16 protein-coding genes and 4 tRNA genes are annotated in these 18,419 nt (G+C 38.1%); 12 read left to right on the forward strand and 8 right to left on the reverse strand.

Translation table 11 applies throughout. The features are described from left to right. From ACK1I8_RS20360 to ACK1I8_RS20385, 6 genes are read left to right on the forward strand one after another with little or no spacing between them, the layout of a single operon-like run. Positions 1–963: a PD-(D/E)XK nuclease family protein gene (locus ACK1I8_RS20360; RefSeq protein ID WP_412467098.1), complete on the forward strand. Its 963-nt coding sequence runs from the start codon at positions 1–3 to the stop codon at positions 961–963. Beyond that, positions 944–3,370: a hypothetical protein gene (locus tag ACK1I8_RS20365; protein WP_412467099.1), complete on the forward strand. Its 2,427-nt coding sequence runs from the start codon at positions 944–946 to the stop codon at positions 3,368–3,370. The genes ACK1I8_RS20360 and ACK1I8_RS20365 overlap by 20 nt, the downstream gene beginning before the upstream one ends. A gap of 11 nt (positions 3,371–3,381) precedes the next feature. Then, on the forward strand, positions 3,382–3,747 hold the full coding sequence (locus ACK1I8_RS20370) for a hypothetical protein (RefSeq protein WP_412467100.1): 366 nt from the start codon (positions 3,382–3,384) through the stop codon (positions 3,745–3,747). Further along, positions 3,748–4,881 (forward strand): hypothetical protein, encoded by a 1,134-nt coding sequence (locus ACK1I8_RS20375; protein WP_412467101.1) that lies wholly within the window; start codon positions 3,748–3,750, stop codon positions 4,879–4,881. Positions 4,882–4,890: 9 nt separating this feature from the next. After that, complete coding sequence (locus ACK1I8_RS20380; protein WP_412467102.1) at positions 4,891–5,163, forward strand: hypothetical protein; 273 nt, start codon at positions 4,891–4,893, stop codon at positions 5,161–5,163. A 1-nt stretch (position 5,164) separates the two neighbouring features. Further along, positions 5,165–5,470, forward strand: a complete 306-nt coding sequence (locus ACK1I8_RS20385) for a hypothetical protein (protein ID WP_412467103.1) — start codon at positions 5,165–5,167, stop codon at positions 5,468–5,470. 212 nt (positions 5,471–5,682) lie between these two features. On the opposite strand, the gene ACK1I8_RS20390 is transcribed toward ACK1I8_RS20385, so the two are convergent. Then, positions 5,683–6,942: an AAA family ATPase gene (locus tag ACK1I8_RS20390; RefSeq protein ID WP_412467104.1), complete on the reverse strand. Its 1,260-nt coding sequence runs from the start codon at positions 6,940–6,942 to the stop codon at positions 5,683–5,685. A 230-nt stretch (positions 6,943–7,172) separates the two neighbouring features. On the opposite strand from ACK1I8_RS20390, the gene ACK1I8_RS20395 reads away from it, so the two are divergent. Then, complete coding sequence (locus ACK1I8_RS20395; protein ID WP_412467105.1) at positions 7,173–8,645, forward strand: recombinase family protein; 1,473 nt, start codon at positions 7,173–7,175, stop codon at positions 8,643–8,645. Positions 8,646–9,104: 459 nt separating this feature from the next. Here ACK1I8_RS20395 and ACK1I8_RS20400 read toward each other — a convergent pair. Both ACK1I8_RS20400 and ACK1I8_RS20405 read right to left on the reverse strand, forming a co-directional pair. Beyond that, positions 9,105–9,176, reverse strand: a tRNA-Glu gene (locus ACK1I8_RS20400). Between the two features lie 67 nt (positions 9,177–9,243). Then, positions 9,244–9,319 (reverse strand) — tRNA-Met (locus ACK1I8_RS20405). Positions 9,320–9,915: 596 nt separating this feature from the next. On the opposite strand from ACK1I8_RS20405, the gene ACK1I8_RS20410 reads away from it, so the two are divergent. Continuing rightward, the gene (locus ACK1I8_RS20410; protein ID WP_412467106.1) at positions 9,916–11,229 is read left to right on the forward strand and encodes an alpha/beta fold hydrolase; all 1,314 of its coding nucleotides are present in this window, start codon (positions 9,916–9,918) and stop codon (positions 11,227–11,229) included. A gap of 300 nt (positions 11,230–11,529) precedes the next feature. On the opposite strand, the gene ACK1I8_RS20415 is transcribed toward ACK1I8_RS20410, so the two are convergent. Both ACK1I8_RS20415 and ACK1I8_RS20420 read right to left on the reverse strand, forming a co-directional pair. Then, a tRNA-Glu gene (locus ACK1I8_RS20415) sits at positions 11,530–11,601 on the reverse strand. 74 nt (positions 11,602–11,675) lie between these two features. Then, positions 11,676–11,751 (reverse strand) — tRNA-Met (locus tag ACK1I8_RS20420). 112 nt (positions 11,752–11,863) lie between these two features. Here ACK1I8_RS20420 and era point away from each other — a divergent pair. The 4 genes from era (at position 11,864) to ACK1I8_RS20440 (ending at position 15,591) form a co-directional block, all read left to right on the forward strand. Beyond that, positions 11,864–12,760: a GTPase Era gene (gene era / locus ACK1I8_RS20425; RefSeq protein WP_412467107.1), complete on the forward strand. Its 897-nt coding sequence runs from the start codon at positions 11,864–11,866 to the stop codon at positions 12,758–12,760. A gap of 16 nt (positions 12,761–12,776) precedes the next feature. Next, positions 12,777–13,283, forward strand: a complete 507-nt coding sequence (locus tag ACK1I8_RS20430) for a TlpA family protein disulfide reductase (RefSeq protein WP_412467108.1) — start codon at positions 12,777–12,779, stop codon at positions 13,281–13,283. Between the two features lie 154 nt (positions 13,284–13,437). Next, a complete protein-coding gene (gene der, locus ACK1I8_RS20435; RefSeq protein WP_293787459.1) occupies positions 13,438–14,739 on the forward strand; it encodes a ribosome biogenesis GTPase Der in 1,302 nt (433 codons plus the stop codon). A 342-nt stretch (positions 14,740–15,081) separates the two neighbouring features. Continuing rightward, entirely contained in the window at positions 15,082–15,591 is a 510-nt protein-coding gene (locus ACK1I8_RS20440) for a GNAT family N-acetyltransferase (protein WP_412467109.1), read from the forward strand. 298 nt (positions 15,592–15,889) lie between these two features. Here the strand turns inward: ACK1I8_RS20440 and ACK1I8_RS20445 are convergent, their stop codons facing one another. From ACK1I8_RS20445 to ACK1I8_RS20455, 3 genes are all read right to left on the reverse strand, one after another. Next, entirely contained in the window at positions 15,890–16,396 is a 507-nt protein-coding gene (locus ACK1I8_RS20445; protein ID WP_412467110.1) for a GNAT family N-acetyltransferase, read from the reverse strand. 114 nt (positions 16,397–16,510) lie between these two features. Beyond that, complete coding sequence (locus ACK1I8_RS20450; protein WP_412467111.1) at positions 16,511–17,107, reverse strand: short chain dehydrogenase; 597 nt, start codon at positions 17,105–17,107, stop codon at positions 16,511–16,513. Positions 17,108–17,170: 63 nt separating this feature from the next. Continuing rightward, positions 17,171–18,304 carry a histidine decarboxylase gene (locus tag ACK1I8_RS20455; protein WP_412467112.1) on the reverse strand — a complete coding sequence of 378 codons (1,134 nt, stop codon included), beginning with the start codon at positions 18,302–18,304 and terminating at the stop codon, positions 17,171–17,173. Positions 18,305–18,419: the final 115 nt, after the last annotated feature.

An 18,419-nucleotide genomic window follows, 5' to 3' on the forward strand; every position in this document is an offset into this window, starting at 1 on the left:
ATGTTTACGCATACAGGATATAAGATCTTTCAAAAGTGCGAGCTTCAATGGTATTTCAAAAATATCGTTGCAGACGGCCGCGTGAAAAATGATCCATTTCGAAAAGAAGTGACTATCCTGTCCAAACTTGATTCTATAGAGTCTTGGCGTGGCAAAATCGTCGATGACATCGTAAGCCGTTTATTGGTTCCAACGATCAACAGAAAGATGAATATCGATCGGGGCTATCTAATTGGAGAAGCGGACCGTCAGTTTGATGCGCAGTTAGAGTATGCTGCTTTTCAAAAATACCGTGAACCAGGTAGAAAATTTAGCCAGGATGCTGATTTCGCGGCGCTTTTTAATTTCGAGTTTGGTTTAGACTGTAGCGAACAGGCATTAATAGACGCCAGAAAGGATATTCATGCGGCTTTAAACAACCTGTTGGATGATGGCGAATTTATTTCCTATCTAAGGTCAGCAAAACTTTTGGTTAGTCAACGTTCGCTGCATTACCAGTTTAGTGGGCTGCCAGTTTCATCAAAGCCGGATTTAATAGTGTTCTTCGAAGATCGCCCTCCCCATATTGTCGATTGGAAGGTGCACACTTTTGGTATACACACCTATGACGAACAGCTAATTTCCTACGCCGTAGCTCTTTTTAAAGTGGCTGCGACCAAGCCCCATGTAGACTTCCCGGTTAACTTGAAGTCGCATCAAATTTTTGACTACAAATTGTCGGAGTACCAATTATTACATCCAGATAGAATTAGACGGGATTATGAGGTAACTGCCGAACGGCTAGAAGAGTTGAGTGATCGGATGTCAAGGGGGGTAATAGAAATGTATCAGAAAGGTTGCCATAAAAAGTATGGAGAATCAGATCCGTCGAATTTTGAAACGACCTATTATATAGAAAATTGTCATACCTGCTCATTTAAAAATATCTGTAAAACCAAGGCATATGAAAACGTATCACACTAATATTACTCTCTATGAAACGGATATATTCCGTATAGAAAATTTACATATGCTTTCGGGCGACTTTGTAATGTTCGAGATAGTAGGTCTCCAAGATTCGGAGGATTACGATAACAATATCCAATACATAGTTAAAAAACTTTCATACGCGCTAAAGCATCCTGTAACGGTAATCCATCAACACGGAAAGCCTTTTCTTGTGATAAGGAATGATGCGAAGATCATTGACAGTGTGCCATCAGAGTTTCGTGTGAAAAGGGACGATATGATTTATCTTAACAGGGTTGATAAAACATTCCCAATTGATTTTGTGAATTATGAATCCGTAAAGGAAATCGTACTAAGATTTCTACAATTCGATATTCAAACTGAACTAAATAAGCTTCCAATGCTTTGGCAGCCAACATCTGGCGATGCATTCTTCAGTCAGGATCCAATCAAGGTCGTTGATGGGGTGGCTATTTATAACGGATTTTTTGTGAGGGTGGTGGAGATTCCGGGTGGGGGCTTAGGCTTTTCAATTGATGTGACTAAAAAATACATATCCGAAGCGCCTCTGCCTGTTCATTTGACCAGAAAGGATTTTCAAAGACTTGGAGGGTCTAGGCCACACTTTATATATCAATATGGCGGCCAGAAATATGAATTCAGAGCTGAACAGTATAGTGATCTCGATGCGTCTCAGTTTAAGTTCCAGAGGCCGACAGATGGCGCTACAGTTTCATTGTTGGAAGATGTCCGATCAAAATTTGGGCACTCTATGCCGCCTGAAGTTGCCAATTTGCCCGATAATGCTTCAGTGCTGATCTATAAGACTAATGACAATGAAGAAAGGCGCGTGATTGCAGGTCTTTGTTACCAGGTGTTCGATACTGAAGACCCTAAAGTTGGAAAGTTACATCGGCAATCCATTCTTGAGCCTTTTTATCGCCGTATGTATACCCGGGCAGCTTTTCAACGCTACTTTAAGAATATTCAATTCGGCCGTGTTAAATTGAATATAAATCCCGAACCCGTTAAAGTGCCGAAGAAAAAATTCTTTGTACCAGATATGTTATTAGGTGGTAACACTGTGTTGACAACGAATCGTAGACTTACGGATGCGCATGTCGTGACATTAAGGGATTTAGGAAAAACGAGGAAGGCGTTGCTTACCGATAAAGGATTTTATTCTGTTGCATCTTTTGAAAAACAATATTTCGTTGTCCCGGAAACTGTGTTTAATATGTATGGGAACAGGGACTATTTTCTTTCCGACCTGATAGCTAAAGTAGACTCGATGCATCCTACTGAAACCGGTTGGCAACCCGAAATAATTATCTATGATAATAGAAATAAGAAAGATTCGGTAGATGTGGGTTTCGAGATCCTTAGGAAAATAAAAGAGAAGGTAAAAAATCAAAAGGGGGGATATGCAGTGGTGATGTTGCCTTCAAATGTGGAACGGGTCAAACGGCAGCACGACCAATTGGCGGCGTTGGTAGTGTCTGAATGCTTGGGAGAACATGGATTAACCGCTAGCATTATGCATAGTGATACTTTGGATTCATGCTTTGTATATAAAAAAGCTGGCGGCGTAAGCAGTTACGAAATCAAGCGGGAAATGGCAGGACGTTATACCGGATACGTTTTCGGAGTTGCGGTGAATCAGGTATTATTGAATAATGAACGTTGGCCATACGTTTTGAACACCCCACTCAATGCAGACCTGACTATTGGGATTGATGTAAAAAAGCAGATAGCTGGCTTTACCTTTGTTGATAAGTATTCCAAGAACATTCTAACCCAATTCGATAAGTCAAGTAATAGGGAGCGATTGACTACCGGGCAAGTACTGAAAATGCTTGTACAAAATATTACGAAGATGGAGCGTCATTTGGATTATGCTATCCAGAATATTGTTATCCATAGAGATGGGAGGATTTTTCAAAGGGAAAAGGATGGGATTTTACAAGCCGTGGTAGTTCTTAAACAAAAAAATGTCCTGCCAGAGAATTGTTCTGTCAATATTTTGGAAATTCCCAAACACTCCATTGTGCCTTTTAGACTTTTTGAGGTCACTGGCCCATATGATATGAGAAATGAAAGAAGAGATAATGGAAAGGTTTTAAATCCGGAAATTGGCTCTTATGTGATGCTAAACGCAAAGGAAGCTTTTGTCTGCACGACTGGACGTGAGTTCAGACACCAGGGCAGCTCCATTCCGTTGTATGTGAAATATAATTCGGGAGTGATGGCCTTCGAAAAAGTATTAAAAGATCTGTACTATTTATCTTGTTTAGCCTATACTAAGCCGGATGATTGTTCAAGATTCCCTGTCACTATTAAAATTACCGATAGAAGAATCAATACGCTTGGCAGCGAATTTGATCTTGAATCGTTGGATATTCTTAAATCAGTTCACTTTTAAATATATATAAGATGAGTAGCATAGGCCTAAATACAAACACATTTAGTATAACTGGTAGATTCCTTCAGCTACTAACCAATTTTGTGGTGAAGGCAAAAGTTAAACAAGAGGTCGATGAAGGGTTGAAGGAGAATTTGGTTGACTTTATTAATAAGTTGAAAGATGAGAACAGTACTTTGCCTGCGTTTCAATTGTTATCAAATATTGTCGAGCGGGAATTAAGACTAGCGGGTATAGATTTTGAACAGTATCTTGACGAGATCATCAAAGAGATCAGGGCAAATGATACTGCTGCTTTCCTTCCAAAAATCGAATTTATTTCTGATGTGATTGAGATGGAAAACAGCGAAGCTTTATCTAAAATAATGGGAGAATAAATGGTAAATTATATCCAGGGTGCCATTAGAGAGGCTATAGGAAAGGGAAAGGCTTTGATGTCGAAGATCCCTGGGTCTCGCACCTTAGGTGCGCACTTTGCTTCGCTGGCAAATTTCGCTAATAATGAAATCAAGGAGATTATCGATTACCTTGACACATTGCTTGTCGATACGGAATATAGTGATCCAAAAAACCTTAAATCGAAGTTTTCGAGATTTAAGAATGCTTCGGGCATGCTTTCCAAGATCGAGAATGTTGTGATCGCTGCGATGAGCAGAAAATCCCCTGACGATGATTTTGTGAATAAATTGGTACAGGAAATCTGTAGTGAAATTAACTATCCATTACCACCGCCAGTAGCATCGTGCTTGTCGCAGAAGTATTATCATATCTATCCTGACTATGGCTTGATCTGTATCCCTTTACTGGAATCCGAATTTGTACTGCACATTCCAGACCTTTATCATGAATTGGGCCATCCATTGATAGAACTGGCCAACCCTAAGGTGGAGGCTTTTCAGACCAATCTTGGCTATTTTAATCTTACTGTCAAAAAACATTTTGATGAAGAGATTAAAAGAAGGGAAATAAACAAGTTGGACACCGGTGTGTTTGATCCCATTTATATCTATAAAGATTCATGGCTACAGAAGTGGTCAGTTGAGTTTTTTTGTGACTTATACGCAACCTACATGCTTGGTCCCGCATATCTTTGGTCGAACCTTCATATGTGCACAAAGATGTCATGGGATCTTTGCAAGACTCCGACCCATGAAATTACCACTCATCCGGCAGGTGATGCAAGAATGAGATGCTGTCTGATCGCCTTAGAACAGATAGGTTTCAAAGAAGAGGCGAAGCAGATCAAGCTAAAGTGGGATGAGTTCATGAAGATCATTGGACAAAAGCCGAGCAGCGAATATTTCATCGCCTTTCCGGAAAAAATATTAAAAAGTGCCGCGGAGTTTTGCCTTACAGGAGTGATGCAGATCGGTTGTCAAGTGGCTTCACCTAGTAATAGTGATAAGGTGAATCGTCTGTTAAATGACTCTTGGAAAGAGTTTTGGAAAAATCCACAAACCTTTTATGAATGGGAGAAAAAGACTGTTGCCGAATTTAAGAGTACACTTTAATTATTTGTTATGGATAGTAAACTTGAAAGTAAAAAGAAGACCATTCTGCTCTATTTTGAGCGGCTGGAAAATGATTACTGGAAAACATTGGAAGAAATTGCAGATGCGACGAAGATAGATCTGGCATCGATCGCAGAGATTGTTACTAACTCAGGAGACTTTGTGCGATCTTCGTATCGCGTAAAATTGGGTGAGCCATTGTACACTTCCAGAGATGTGTTTAGGGACAAAGCTCCGCTAATGGATAAGGTTATAGGTGCGTTTAAAAACCGGATAGACTGATATGGCACTAATACCAGAACCTGTTTGCTTATGCCTCCTTGGCGGTGCGACATTGCAGATACTTAATTTGATTGATGGACTTTCTGCACCTGCGGATCGGCGTCCTGATTTTAAATCTATTGCGTACTATCTTGTAATCCTCTTCAATTTAGCATTAAGCGGAATATTAGGATTTGTATACTTCGAAGGAAACGAGAAGCTCAACAAGATTGTTTATTTTCATGTTGGTATTTCAGCTCCAATTATCATACGTACACTTGCTACGACTGTTCCTGAAATCGTTCGCAAATCTGGAAGAAGAAAGTAGCCTGGCTCAATTGATAAAAAAGTTTCCAGAGAGATAACTTTGACTTTTCGTTTTGTAAACCTTATGTTTAACTTCTTCCTTTATCGATTGATCAGGCACGCCTAAATGGCCGATATTGTATTTCGAAAGTTTCGTATCTTTTTTTTAGTATGATGACAGTTTTCGTTCTTCCTTCCTTGATGTATATGGACCTGCACTTTTTCGTGAATGCTTCAATCTTTTTCCAAATTTTTTAATAAAATCTTCGTCCTTAAAATACTGTGCTCTAAAATTACTGCCTTTAGTTTTTCTAATTCAGTGTTGAAATCGGCGAATGCTCCGGTGTCTGAAACCTGTTGACCTATATTTAAAAAGGGATTTGCAATCTTGTCCGACAGCAGTTTTATCCAGCCGGTTATCTTGTCATTGGCGAGCAGCAGCGTCCTATTAGTATCTTTTATTGCATTGTTGTATGTGAGGCACAGACTTTCATAGATTAGGTGGCTTTCATTAACCAATTCCGGCCGGATACCCTTTTCAAGTTTAGCAATATATTGAGTTAGATCACTCATTAATTCTCCGTATTCTTTGCTGTAATGTCCCTCCAGGGCCAAAAGACGCTCCTTTTTTAGTGGTTCGCCACAAAACTCACAATCCACGCTTTTGTGAGATTTGTGAAGGGCAAGGCCATCGGATACCCATTTTCCAATGTCAGGATTATCTCTAAGTCTCTCGATAACTTTAGCACTTATATTGGTTGAAATTAGTTTGTGAACTTCCTTTTCAACTTCAGAAAGCCGGTTGATATCAATGTTCTGAGGAAGCCCCGTTAATAAAATTTCCTCCTTCTTACTATTAGGTAAGGTATAATTTTTTTCTTTGATCAGTTCGGTTTCAGAAAGCTCAAAACTTTCAATGGATTTCTGTTTGGTCAATAGATTTTTCCAGATATCCGCTGAGGTCTTTTTATTGTATGTCACATTTGCATATACCGTTCCCAAAAGAAAATCTTTGATGACTTTGCCAGTGTTTTTATGAAATTCATCCACTTCCTTTTCAAGGGCATCATATTCTTTTGATGTGGAGAGAGACTCTTTTAGCTTCTCACTCAGCTTCTCCTTTTGTTTATCAAGTTCCTTTTTTTCATCAACTTTTTCCTTACTAATAAAAATGATCGGCTTGGTTTGAGCATCGAACAGATTTAGGTTTTCTGTTATAAAATCCTGGTTAAAGATCTTGATGTCGAGATTGTGAGAATAGGATTTTGATTCGACTTTCCCCTTGTCTGAGAGTTCAATTGAAAAGTCAGCATCCTTATACTCTTCATGGTTTGATTTGGTTTCTAGGCATCGGAGCAGACGTCCCAGTGTGGTTTTCCCACTTCCGTTCCAGCCATAAATAAGGTTGAAAATGTTAAAAGGTTTTACTGTTAGCTCTGGACTAAAATTGTCAAGAACACCAAACCCTTTGATTTTAGTTATCTTATGGAGCATCGTTTGAGAGTGTTAGTATGGCAAATATTTGTATAATATTATCAATTTTATTTATAGATCTTTAATAAATAGTGAACTTTCAAACATATCCGTCCCTTCCAAATCCTAATGCTATCCAATGGTTAATAAAACATACACAATGATTTGTTTTATCTAAACCTGTCTCGAAATATAGGATAATAATGTCTGTACGATCGAGTTTTAATTAGTGGTAAGCAGATAGAATTAAAATGAAAAATATGGAGACAGCTTATTTATATGTACGCGTAAGTACTGACGAGCAAAAAAGGAAAGGCTATTCCCTTGTTGAACAGGAAGACCGTCTGATTCAATATTGCGAGGTAAACAATATTGAGATCAAAGGCGTCTTCCGTGAAGATTATTCTGCAAAGGACTTTAACCGACCAGAATGGAAGAAACTGATCGTTATGATTAAAAAGAATAAACATCGGCACACACAGAATATATTATTTCTTAAATGGGATCGGTTTAGTCGCAATATTCAATATGCGTATCAGATGATGGGAATATTAAAGAGTCTAAATGTGCAGGCCATGGCTATCGATCAGCCGATTGATTTTGAAATTCCGGAGAGCATTGTAATGCTTGCGGTCTATTTGTCTATTCCTGAGGCAGAAAACCATAGACGAGGATTAAATACTTCTGATGGGATGCGAAGAGCAAAGAAAATGGGCCGATGGGCCGGAAAAGCACCAATTGGGTATATTAACCTCACCTCTCTGGAGGGAAAAAAATTTATTGCTCCAAAACAACCAGAGGCAGATTTTATAAAATGGTCCTTTAAAGAACTAGTTAAAGGCAGGCTAAATGTTGAGGAGGTCAGAAGAATGGCATGTGCCAACGGTTTTCAATGCGGTAAGACCAATTTTTGGAAACTTATTCGCAATCCTATGTATTGTGGTATCATTACCTTGCGCGCTTCCAAGATCGAAGAGCAGCAATTTATCAAGGGTGATCATCAGCCATTAATTTCAGAAGGTTTGTTTTACGAGGTACAAGCCTTTTTGAACAGCCGAAGAAGGATAAGAGGTAAAAAGAAAAACTTATTTCTGTGGTTTCCACTGCGAGGATTTTTAATTTGTCCTTTTTGTAATAGTAAGTTGACAGGAAGTTTTTTTCAAGGCAAAAAGGCAAAATATGCATATTACCATTGTGCTAAACCAAATTGCAAGGGTAGATTTAGAGCTGATAAATTAAATGAGTCTTATGAGGATGAATTAAAGAAGATTCGTCTTAGACCAGAGATTCATGAGCTTTTTAATTTAATTCTTGAAGATGAAAATATCTATTCAACTCGGAAAATACATATCAATGAACGAAAAGCGATCCTCGATAAAATTTCAAAACAACAAAATTTGATGTCAAAGGCAAGGAAGTTTTATTTAAGTGAAAAAATTGACTTTGAAGATTTTGGCAGCTTTAAAAAAGAGCATAATGAAATATCAGGTTATTTGAATAGCCAATTAGAGAGTGCTACCAGCAGTCTGCTAAGTGCCTGCCGGAATTATGATGTTTGGCCTCGGGAAGATGTGACAGTTTTTCATTCCTATGCTAATCAAGATATTGAAGATAAGCGCAGCATAATAAGCCTATTTATGCCCTCAAAGATTAATCCAATTACTAAAACCCTTGCGCCCATACAATTTGACGAAGCGTTATCACTTGTTATCAATTACTGCTGATACAAATTAGCTTATCTCAGTTTTCATCTCAGTGTGTTGTCTTTCATTATAAATCTTAAAAACATACGAATATGCAATCATCCACAAATAATAAATCTAAAGACTTTTCAAACAGAGCGGTTACTGTTAATCAAGCAATCAGAGTATTAAAGCGTAATGGTATTGAGGCAGATGAAACTCAGGCGGGTATAATTTTGGACGTTCTTTATTTGCTTGCTAAGAGATTTAGACGTCTAGAGGATCCTGGAATAGTCAAAGACCTTAAGCGTAAATCGAACACCTAAATAGCTCTTCAACAAAGCTCAAGAAGTTTTTTTAAAAAGAAATTAGAATCTAGGTAAGATTCGATGAATTGTCGAACACCTTTATTTTGAAGAAACTACAATTTTAAATCTCTAATAGTCAGTAGGGTAGTCTCATAAAAAAAAGTGAACAACCCTAATAGGTCGTTCACTTATGTAGCCCGTAGGGGAATCGAACCCCTGTTTCCAGAATGAAAATCTGGCGTCCTCACCCCTAGACGAACGGGCCATTTTCAGTATTTAATTTCCGGTTTTCAATTTGCAGTAAACTGCCAACTGAGAATCACCAACTGAATTGGTAGCGGGGACACGACTCGAACGTGCGACCTTCGGGTTATGAGCCCGACGAGCTACCAACTGCTCCACCCCGCACTCTATTTTTCGCCTCAAATATCCGTTTGAGGGAGTGCAAAGGTATATAATATTTTCAGTTTTCAAAAGTCTTCGTAAAGATTTTCGGGATATTTAAATTATATGCTTGATTTTTAGTGAATTATTTTTTCTGACGCTGATTTTGTTATTGGTCTTGCAAAAAGGGGGAAGGTATAGGGGAGGCAAAATTCCCGACAGGCACGATACCAAACGATACCCGTAAACGAAAAAAGTTGATCGTCAGCGGTATCGCTTTAAATCAACTTTTTGTTATTAGTGTAGCCCAAATGGGAAAAATCTCGAACCATTTTATCAAAGACCTGAAGCGATTAGCAGGTAAATGATCTGATCTTTCCCTGTAACTTTGCTACAGCGATATTCTACCTGGCCAACTGTGTGGCTATCTAATTAATTCGCCGATTAATTTTTAAATGATAACCTGCACTCTATATACAGATACGCCATGACTGTTCAATGGAAGATCGCAAAAAAGAAATTTTATGCAACACTATACTGGTTACTGCGTCTCTTTGGTAAGGATTAAAATATGGGCCGGAAAATCCCCATAACATTGAATTTACAACAAAAAAATCTTCATGATGAAGACTGCAATTAAACTAGGGCTGATATTTGTACTACAATGTGTCTTAACAAATAATCTCTTCGCACAAGTGATTCCTACAAACGTCGTTGGAGATAAAGCATATTTTTCTCAAAATGTAGAGGTGGAAAAGTTTGCGGGAAAGCGGTTTCAGCTTAAAGTGGCTACAAAAGTATTGAGAGGTACAGATAATTCGAAATCTTCAGTTATTGCTTTAATAAGGAAAAAGAATAATAGTGTCGGTTTTCATACAGATCTTGTTCAAAGCTTAAAAAGTAATTCAAACTGGGAAATTTCTATTATTGAGGGAAAAATCGATAGCGGCGCCAAAACGTTTGAAATAGGCGGGTATTGTACAAATGATGGTATCTTTTCATTTGATGATTTTAAATTGAAAGTAGAATTATCTCCAGGTAAATGGGAAAATGTTTCAATAGAAAATGGAGGATTTGAGAACGGAGATTTTCAAAATTGGATTGCAGGTACAAATAACAGGCAGGTAAATTTTGATGGTGTAAAATTTAGCATTGAACCCAAGGCCTCATTTAATGGAAAATTCTCTTTACAAATTGAATGTAAATATACCAACTATGGTAACAATGAAAAAGCCGGGAATTATGCAGTTGTCAATGGAATTAAGCTATATTATGAGATTTATGGGAGTGGAAAACCTTTGTTGTTATTACACGGCAATGGAGGTTCAATTTCGGGTAATAAAGTCAGAATAGCAGATTTTAAAAATACTTACAAGGTTATTGCAGTGGATAATAGAGCTCAGGGAAACTCAGGCGACAACGGAAAAGAACTAACTTACAATCTGATGGCCGATGACATTAACAATTTATTGGAAAAAATAAATATAGATAGCGCATACGTTTGGGGACAGAGCGACGGGGGTATAATCGGCTTATTGTTGGCAATGAAGCATCCTGATAAAGTAAGGAAATTAGCTGTTTGGGGCGCTAACATTCAGGCAAATGAACAGGCATTTGCTCCGAAAGTTTATGAAAGCATTGTAAATGCTTCAAAAAATGGGAAAAATGAAAAAGACAGACAGTTAAATAAATTGATGGTAAATTATCCTAATATACCTTTATCTGACCTGAAAGATATTACAGCTCCAGTGCTGGTAATGTCCGGGGATAGAGATGCTATTAATATCGATCATACGATAGGTATTTTTCAGCATATTCCAAATTCCCAATTATTTGTTATGCCGGGAGCCACGCACTTTGGAGCATACGAAAAGCCCGGTTTATTTAATTTAATATTGTCGGAATTTTTTAATAATTTTGTTAGAAAGCTTTAAAGAGAAAATCCAGCTGAATCACTGACTGATAATCTTGATCATTTAATTGATAATTTGGCAGTTCTAAAGGTATTTCACTTATTATCCTTTTAGAATTACTTGGAAAATTCAACTCGCTAAACATTTCGGGTATTTTATAAGTCCGCTGAACTTTTTGGCTAAGCTTTTACTGTTTCGATATTTCCTTTTGGGTTGACTTAGAAGGAATCGAACCAAAATCTGCATTTAAATAGTTTTAAGAAGGATTCAAATTTTCTGAAAAACAAAAAATCCTGCTCTACTTATCGTAAAGCAGGATTGTAGCCCGTAGGGGAATCGAACCCCTGTTTCCAGAATGAAAATCTGGCGTCCTCACCCCTAGACGAACGGGCCATTAATCTGAGTTTTGACCTTGAAGTCTTTAGTTTGAACTACTCCCAACTAAAAACACTCAACTCCCAACTTCTTGGTAGCGGGGACACGACTCGAACGTGCGACCTTCGGGTTATGAGCCCGACGAGCTACCAACTGCTCCACCCCGCACTCTACATACAACTCGTTTTTATGAATTAAATCCTTAACTCTGTTTCCGAATTGGAATGCAAAGATATAATTCGTTTCTTTGTACTGCAAATTTTTTTTAAAAAATATTTTAATGGCGCATAAAGCAGGTTTTGTTAGTATAATAGGTAAACCAAATGTAGGTAAATCTACCCTTATGAATGTGCTTGTGGGCGAGCGGCTTAGCATTATTACCCCAAAGGCGCAAACCACGAGGCACCGTATTTTAGGTATCGTAAATGAAGAAGATTATCAGATTGTTTTCTCTGATACTCCGGGTATAATTAAGCCAAAATACAGTTTACAGGAAAGTATGATGAGCTTTGTTAACGGATCTTTAACCGATGCTGATGTACTTTTATTTGTAACCGACATTAATGAGGTGTATGATGAAGACGACGTTCTGGATAAAATCCTGAATAAAGATATTCCAACTGTTGTGTTGATCAATAAAATAGATCAGGCTACACAAGAACAGGTAGAAGAGAAAATTGCCTACTGGCAGGAAAAATTAAATCCGGTTGCGGTTTATGCGATATCGGCTTTACATAAACACAATGTAGACGGATTACTGGATCGCGTACTCGATATGCTGCCAGAACATCCGCCATACTACGACAAAGAAGATTTAACCGACCGCTCGGAGCGTTTCTTCGTTTCGGAGATGATCCGCGAAAAAATCTTCCTCAACTATCAGAAAGAAATTCCTTATAGTACCGAAGTGATTGTAAAGAGTTTTAAAGAAGAGGAAATGAAAAATGGCAAAGGTGCCATGATCAGAATTACGGCAGAAATTGTAGTCGAACGCGATTCACAAAAAAATATTTTAATTGGTACGGGTGGAAGCATGTTAAAAAAGGTAGGGACCGAAGCGCGTGCTGAGATCGAGAAATTTTTAGATAGCAAAGTGTTTCTGGAGATGTTTGTGAAGGTAATTCCCGACTGGAGAAGTAAAAAGAATTATTTAAAAAGCTTCGGTTACGATAATTAATTTCGATTTTTAGGGTATGAAGAAAAATTTAACGTTTCTCCTGTTGTTGATCAATGCATTGGTTTTTGCCCAGGAATCAAATCATGGTAAAAAGTTGTGGGCTAAATCTATCCTTAACGAAAAGGCGCCGGAACTCATTGTTGAAAAATGGATTTCGAAACAGCCTGATACCAAAGGAAAGTTTATGCTGATTGATTTTTGGGCAACCTGGTGTGGGCCATGCCGTGCATATATACCCGTATTAAACAATATCCAGAAGAAATATGGAGATGAAATTGTAATTATTGGTATTTCTGATGAAGCTGCGGAAAAAGTTGAAGCTTTTAATAATCCGAAGATCAACTATTCTGAAGCCATAGATACTAAAGGGACTATGAAAGATTCGCTTGAGGTTAAAGGTATTCCGCACGCTATCCTCATCGATCCAAAAGGGATTGTAAGGTGGGAAGGTTTCCCTTTGTTGCAAGGAAATGAATTGACAGAAGAAGTAATAAAAGGACTTTTAGAAAAGTATAAAAATTAATATTAATAGAGGTTACGAAAAAATAACCGTACCTTTGCAGCCCGAAATAAATCGGTTAGTAGTTGATAGTCAATGGCTGATAGCCAAATTTTTGAACAGCTTGTTTAAAACACCAGGCCCATTAACTACAGCCATTAACTATCAAAAGAAGACCATGAGTAACATTATAGCCATCGTAGGCAGGCCGAACGTAGGTAAGAGTACCCTTTTTAACAGATTAACCGAAAGCCGTAAAGCTATTGTAGACGACATGAGCGGCGTAACCCGCGACAGGCACTATGGCGTAGGCGAGTGGATCGACAAACAATTTACTGTAATTGATACAGGTGGTTACGTCGCTAACTCAGAAGATGTTTACGAAGCGGCCATTCGTGAGCAGGTGATGATTGCTATTGAAGAAGCTACGGTGTTGATTTTTATGGTAGATGTAACCACCGGTATTACCGATTTGGATGATGACATTGCCCAAGTATTGCGCAGGAGCAATAAACCTGTTTTTGTTTGCGCCAATAAGGTAGATAATACCGCCCTATATAACGAAATACATACTTTTTACGGTTTTGGCTTAGGCGAAGTATACCCTTTATCATCTATGACGGGTTCCGGAACAGGAGAGTTGTTGGATGAAATTGTTAAAAATTTCGAAGACATTCAAGAGGAAGAAAATCAATTACCTAAGGTAACCATTGCTGGTCGTCCGAATGTGGGTAAATCTTCTTTGGTTAATGCATTAATTGGTAAAGAACGGAATATTGTGACTGCAAACGCAGGTACAACCCGCGATTCCATCAAAATTCACTATAATCAATTCGGTCATGAGTTTATGCTGATCGATACAGCTGGATTACGTAAAAAGACCAAGGTAAAAGAAAATCTGGAGTTTTATTCGGTAATGCGCACCATTAAAGCTTTGGAAGAAGCTGATGTAGTGGTGTTAATGATTGATGCGGTTGAGGGAATTGAAAGCCAGGATATCAATATTTTCCATTTGGCCGAAAAAAACAAAAAAGGCATTGTCATTCTGGTAAACAAATGGGATTTGATCGAAAAAAATACGCAAACGATGAAAGCATTCGAAGAGCAGATTCATGAGCGTATCCGCCCATTTACCGATGTGCCGATCATTTTTACATCAGTACTGAACAAACAGCGTATTTTTAAAGCAATAGAGGCAGCTTTGGAGGTTTATAAAAACCGGAGCAAAAAAATTCCTACATCAAAATTAAATGATGTAATGTTGCCGCTGATCGAAAAATTCCCGCCACCGGCTTTAAAAGGAAAACACATCAAGATCAAATATATCACACAGATCAACGGAAATTCGCCAATGTTTGCCTTTTTCTGTAATTTGCCTCAGTACATTAAAGATCCATATAAGCGTTTTATAGAGAATAAATTGAGGGAGAATTTCGATTTTTCTGGTGCGCCGATTCAGATTTATTTCAGGCAGAAATAGGATTGAGGTTGATGGTTAAAAGGTGGAGGGCTAAGATCTATATGCCTGAAAAACCAATATTATTTTACAGCAGGACTGCATTCGATAGCGAAAGTAGTCCTGCTTTTGTTTGTACAGCATTTTCATCCTGAGCGCAGTGAAGAATCCGTAAGGTATTGGCGCCGTGCCTTAATTAATTTACTTCCCTCGCATAAAGGCTGCTTAGGTAAGGTATCTCAACAAAATAGTCGTCATCTTAACCGGAGTAACGCGAAGTGGAGATATCTATCTAGACAGATTTATTAATTTGGCTGCAGTACCGCTCTAAAGGACAATGTTATTAGTAATCCCTACCTTTACCACATGCAATTACAAATACAAAATAGCCAGGCAACAGATATCGATGTCATTTTCGAATTTTATGATTTGGCTATTGCTCACCAAAAGAAAGTATTTAACAAACACTGGCAAGGCTTCAACATGGATATGGTGCAGACCGAAATTAATGAAAACCGTCAATATAAAATCCTCATAGATGGGGTAGTAGCCTGTGTATTTGCCGTTACATTTAACGATCCTTTAATTTGGGGAGCGCGTGATCATGATGCAATTTATATCCATAGGATTGTAACCCATCCTGATTTTAGGGGTTATGCTTTTGTGAAGGAAATTATAAAATGGACTAAAGATTATGCGGTAGGGAATAACATTAAATTTATTAGAATGGATACCTGGGCGGATAATAAAAAGCTTCTGGAATATTATACCGATTGTGGGTTTAATTATGTTGGGGTAGTAACCATGGAAAAAACAGATGGATTACCAAAACATTATGAAGGAATCAGTTTAAGTTTATTTGAGATTGTATTGTAATATCTTAATATTATAGCTATACAGATAACTTATTTATCCTTTGATTCGACCAGGTTTCAATATTTTACTATCGTCCTGGTTTGTAACGAGGATGAAGGAGATCCACATTTGTAACGTGGGAATAGGAATCGAAAGTAGATAAAATCGGCATTTTCAAGGCCTCCTCTTTGCAAATGAGAATGGTAAACGCGAGCACTATTCCGTAATTTTCCGTGTCTTCGTTTTAAATTAATAAAGTAGCAAAAAACTAAACAATATCTTTGCGGTAGGCTAAGACTAGTAGCATTGGCAGTGAAGCTTACTTTAATTCTATTTTCCAGCTTAACATATCATCAACTTCACCAATATGGATAAAGTTGTTTTTTTCTAGAATGGTATAAGAGGCCACATTGTCCTTTGTTGTGGCAGCAAAAATTGATTTTACTTTAGGCTGTTCCCTGGCCCATTCAATTAATCTTCCAATCGCTTCAGTCATAAATCCTCTGCCCCTGAATTCTTTATTAGTGCCATAACCGATTTCGATTTCGCCATTTTGATCAGGCTCACCAACAAAACAGATATCACCTACCATCCTGTTGTCTGGTTTGGATATAATTGTCCATAAAGTATGGTATAGATAATCCTTGTCCTGATCAGATACGTTAGGTAAAATCGTTTGTTCCAACGCCTTCTGAAGCGAAGGAGAAATATTTTTTTTAGTTGGTAAAAGGCCAAATTCTTGTTCTAAAGAATGATCGTCTTTAATATATTTTAAAAGCTGATCGTGCGTTAAAGGTTTTAAAATGAGGCGTTCTGTTTCTATCATACCCGTTTGGTTATAAAGGCTAATATATACTTTGGACTTTTGGATAAGTGTAATTTTACGATAGGCTTTTATTAAATCATCACATTGCAGACTTTTTCAACATGCTTCAGGTCGTTAATAAACTCTAATCACCTGTCCCGTTATAATACCCAATACACTCTTCTCATAAGCTTTAATTACCTTTTCCATGGTAACCGGGATCTCTCCGGGGAAAGAATCGAAATAAGCAGGCGAATCTTCAACCACGTTAGGGCTGATGGCATTTATGCGGATCCCGTTTCCAAGTTCCGGGGCAGCTGCCATAACAAATGCGTTCAGGCCACCATTTACAGTACTCAATACTGAACCTGCGGCAACAGGATTTTCGGCCAATATACCCGAAGTTAATGTAAATGAGCCACCTTTGTTAATGTAATGCTGGCCGATAAGCACCAGGTTAACCTGGCCCAGTAGTTTATCAAGCAAGCCACTTTTAAATACTTCGCCCGTAAGCTGATTAACAGGCGAAAAAGGACCTTTCCCACTCGTACTGATCAGGGCATCGAAAGCTCCGATTTGCTCAAACATATTTTTAATCGATGCTTCATTGGTAATGTCAACCTGGATATCGCCTTTGGTATTTCCAACTCGGATGATTTCGTGTTTTTGCGAAAAAGTTTCAGCTACTCTTTTACCCAGTGTGCCTGTAGCCCCTACGATGATTATTTTCATTTAAATCTGTTCAATATATATATCATCATTAAACGTCAGCCGTATTGAAATGTTTGTATAAACTCAATCTTGCAATACCAATTCGGCTTTAAGGTCGGTAATGAGGAGGTCGATATGCGATTGCGTTACATTTGGCATGCAGATGATGTGCGAATTTCCATGCTCAGCCGCAAGCTGCCATTTTTTGCAGATTTCTGCAGAAGGGGTCGGGAAATTTACGGTGATGGCATTGGCATTCCGCCAGGCTGAGATACCTAACGACTGAAGTTTTCGTTCGGTATAAGCCGCTGTTGCTAAACTGTGCATGGCTCTGTTTTTTAAACCTGTTATGCCCAAATGTTTAATGGTGTACCATAAAAATAAGGGGCTATGGCCATTTCTTGAACCCGTAATGGTAGTATCAATATTTCCGATATAAGCTACAGAACGGGCGATCCGATCGCGGTTTGACTTTTTGGCCACCAATACGCCACAAGGCATCGGTGAACCAAGAAACTTATGGCCGCTAATAGCGATACTGTCCGCACCATCTTCAAAGTCAAATGCTGGTCTTGGTTCAATTAGTGCGCTGTAGGTGCCAGAAAGTGCCGCATCAGCATGAATATAATAATGTTGGATGGCCAGTTTTTTCAAAATGGCTTTAATTTTGCCCACGTCATCACGTGCTTCAGTCATAGTGGTGCCAATATTGGCCATAATAATCACAGGCATGTGGCGGTTCATTCTAATGGTATGCTCAAGGTCTTTATAATCGATTTCTCCGTTTTTCTGGGTACGGATCACAATATTAGGCATATTAAGTAAATGCAGATTCTTCTGCACACTGTAATGCGTAGCTTCTGAGTAATAGGCCATTCCTTTAGGATGTAATTCGCGGGCAAGGTATAAGCCATAAAGGTTACCTTCAGAACCACCATTGGTTACATAACCCCACCAATTATCAGCTGGCGCACGAAAAAGTTCGGCAAAAAAATGCACTACTTCTTTTTCCAGTTCACGAGATCCAACACCATAGGTCGAAGTCACAAAAGGATCCCCCAGGTTATTCATCGGGTATTTTAAAAAGTCGGAAAGCGCCTGGTAATCAAAATCTTTAGCCACAGGGTAACCTAAAAATAAATCGGTTTGTTCCTTAACTTTTTCCAGAAGGTCTTTTAATACTTTTTGATCTTTTGCTGCTAATTTGCTCGTTTCCATAATGATATGATTTGCAGGCAAATTTACTTAAAACAGAATATAGTGTTAATAATATCGTTAAAATTAGAATATTATATTTTTTTTAATTTTAAAATTAAAATATAATTTCGAATTC

The organism is Pedobacter sp. KLB.chiD (genome assembly GCF_047040275.1).
Classification (GTDB): domain Bacteria; phylum Bacteroidota; class Bacteroidia; order Sphingobacteriales; family Sphingobacteriaceae; genus Pedobacter.

Excerpts from the sequence above, each read along its gene's own strand:
- ACK1I8_RS20360 (WP_412467098.1), top strand. The coding sequence starts at position 1 with ATGTTTACGCATACAGGATATAAGATCTTTCAAAAGTGCGAGCTTCAA.
- ACK1I8_RS20365 (WP_412467099.1), top strand. The coding sequence starts at position 944 with ATGAAAACGTATCACACTAATATTACTCTCTATGAAACGGATATATTC.
- ACK1I8_RS20370 (WP_412467100.1), top strand. The coding sequence starts at position 3,382 with ATGAGTAGCATAGGCCTAAATACAAACACATTTAGTATAACTGGTAGA.
- ACK1I8_RS20375 (WP_412467101.1), top strand. The coding sequence starts at position 3,748 with ATGGTAAATTATATCCAGGGTGCCATTAGAGAGGCTATAGGAAAGGGA.
- ACK1I8_RS20380 (WP_412467102.1), top strand. The coding sequence starts at position 4,891 with ATGGATAGTAAACTTGAAAGTAAAAAGAAGACCATTCTGCTCTATTTT.
- ACK1I8_RS20385 (WP_412467103.1), top strand. The coding sequence starts at position 5,165 with ATGGCACTAATACCAGAACCTGTTTGCTTATGCCTCCTTGGCGGTGCG.
- ACK1I8_RS20390 (WP_412467104.1), bottom strand. The coding sequence starts at position 6,942 with ATGCTCCATAAGATAACTAAAATCAAAGGGTTTGGTGTTCTTGACAAT.
- ACK1I8_RS20395 (WP_412467105.1), top strand. The coding sequence starts at position 7,173 with ATGAAAAATATGGAGACAGCTTATTTATATGTACGCGTAAGTACTGAC.
- ACK1I8_RS20410 (WP_412467106.1), top strand. The coding sequence starts at position 9,916 with ATGATGAAGACTGCAATTAAACTAGGGCTGATATTTGTACTACAATGT.
- era (WP_412467107.1), top strand. The coding sequence starts at position 11,864 with ATGGCGCATAAAGCAGGTTTTGTTAGTATAATAGGTAAACCAAATGTA.
- ACK1I8_RS20430 (WP_412467108.1), top strand. The coding sequence starts at position 12,777 with ATGAAGAAAAATTTAACGTTTCTCCTGTTGTTGATCAATGCATTGGTT.
- der (WP_293787459.1), top strand. The coding sequence starts at position 13,438 with ATGAGTAACATTATAGCCATCGTAGGCAGGCCGAACGTAGGTAAGAGT.
- ACK1I8_RS20440 (WP_412467109.1), top strand. The coding sequence starts at position 15,082 with ATGCAATTACAAATACAAAATAGCCAGGCAACAGATATCGATGTCATT.
- ACK1I8_RS20445 (WP_412467110.1), bottom strand. The coding sequence starts at position 16,396 with ATGATAGAAACAGAACGCCTCATTTTAAAACCTTTAACGCACGATCAG.
- ACK1I8_RS20450 (WP_412467111.1), bottom strand. The coding sequence starts at position 17,107 with ATGAAAATAATCATCGTAGGGGCTACAGGCACACTGGGTAAAAGAGTA.
- ACK1I8_RS20455 (WP_412467112.1), bottom strand. The coding sequence starts at position 18,304 with ATGGAAACGAGCAAATTAGCAGCAAAAGATCAAAAAGTATTAAAAGAC.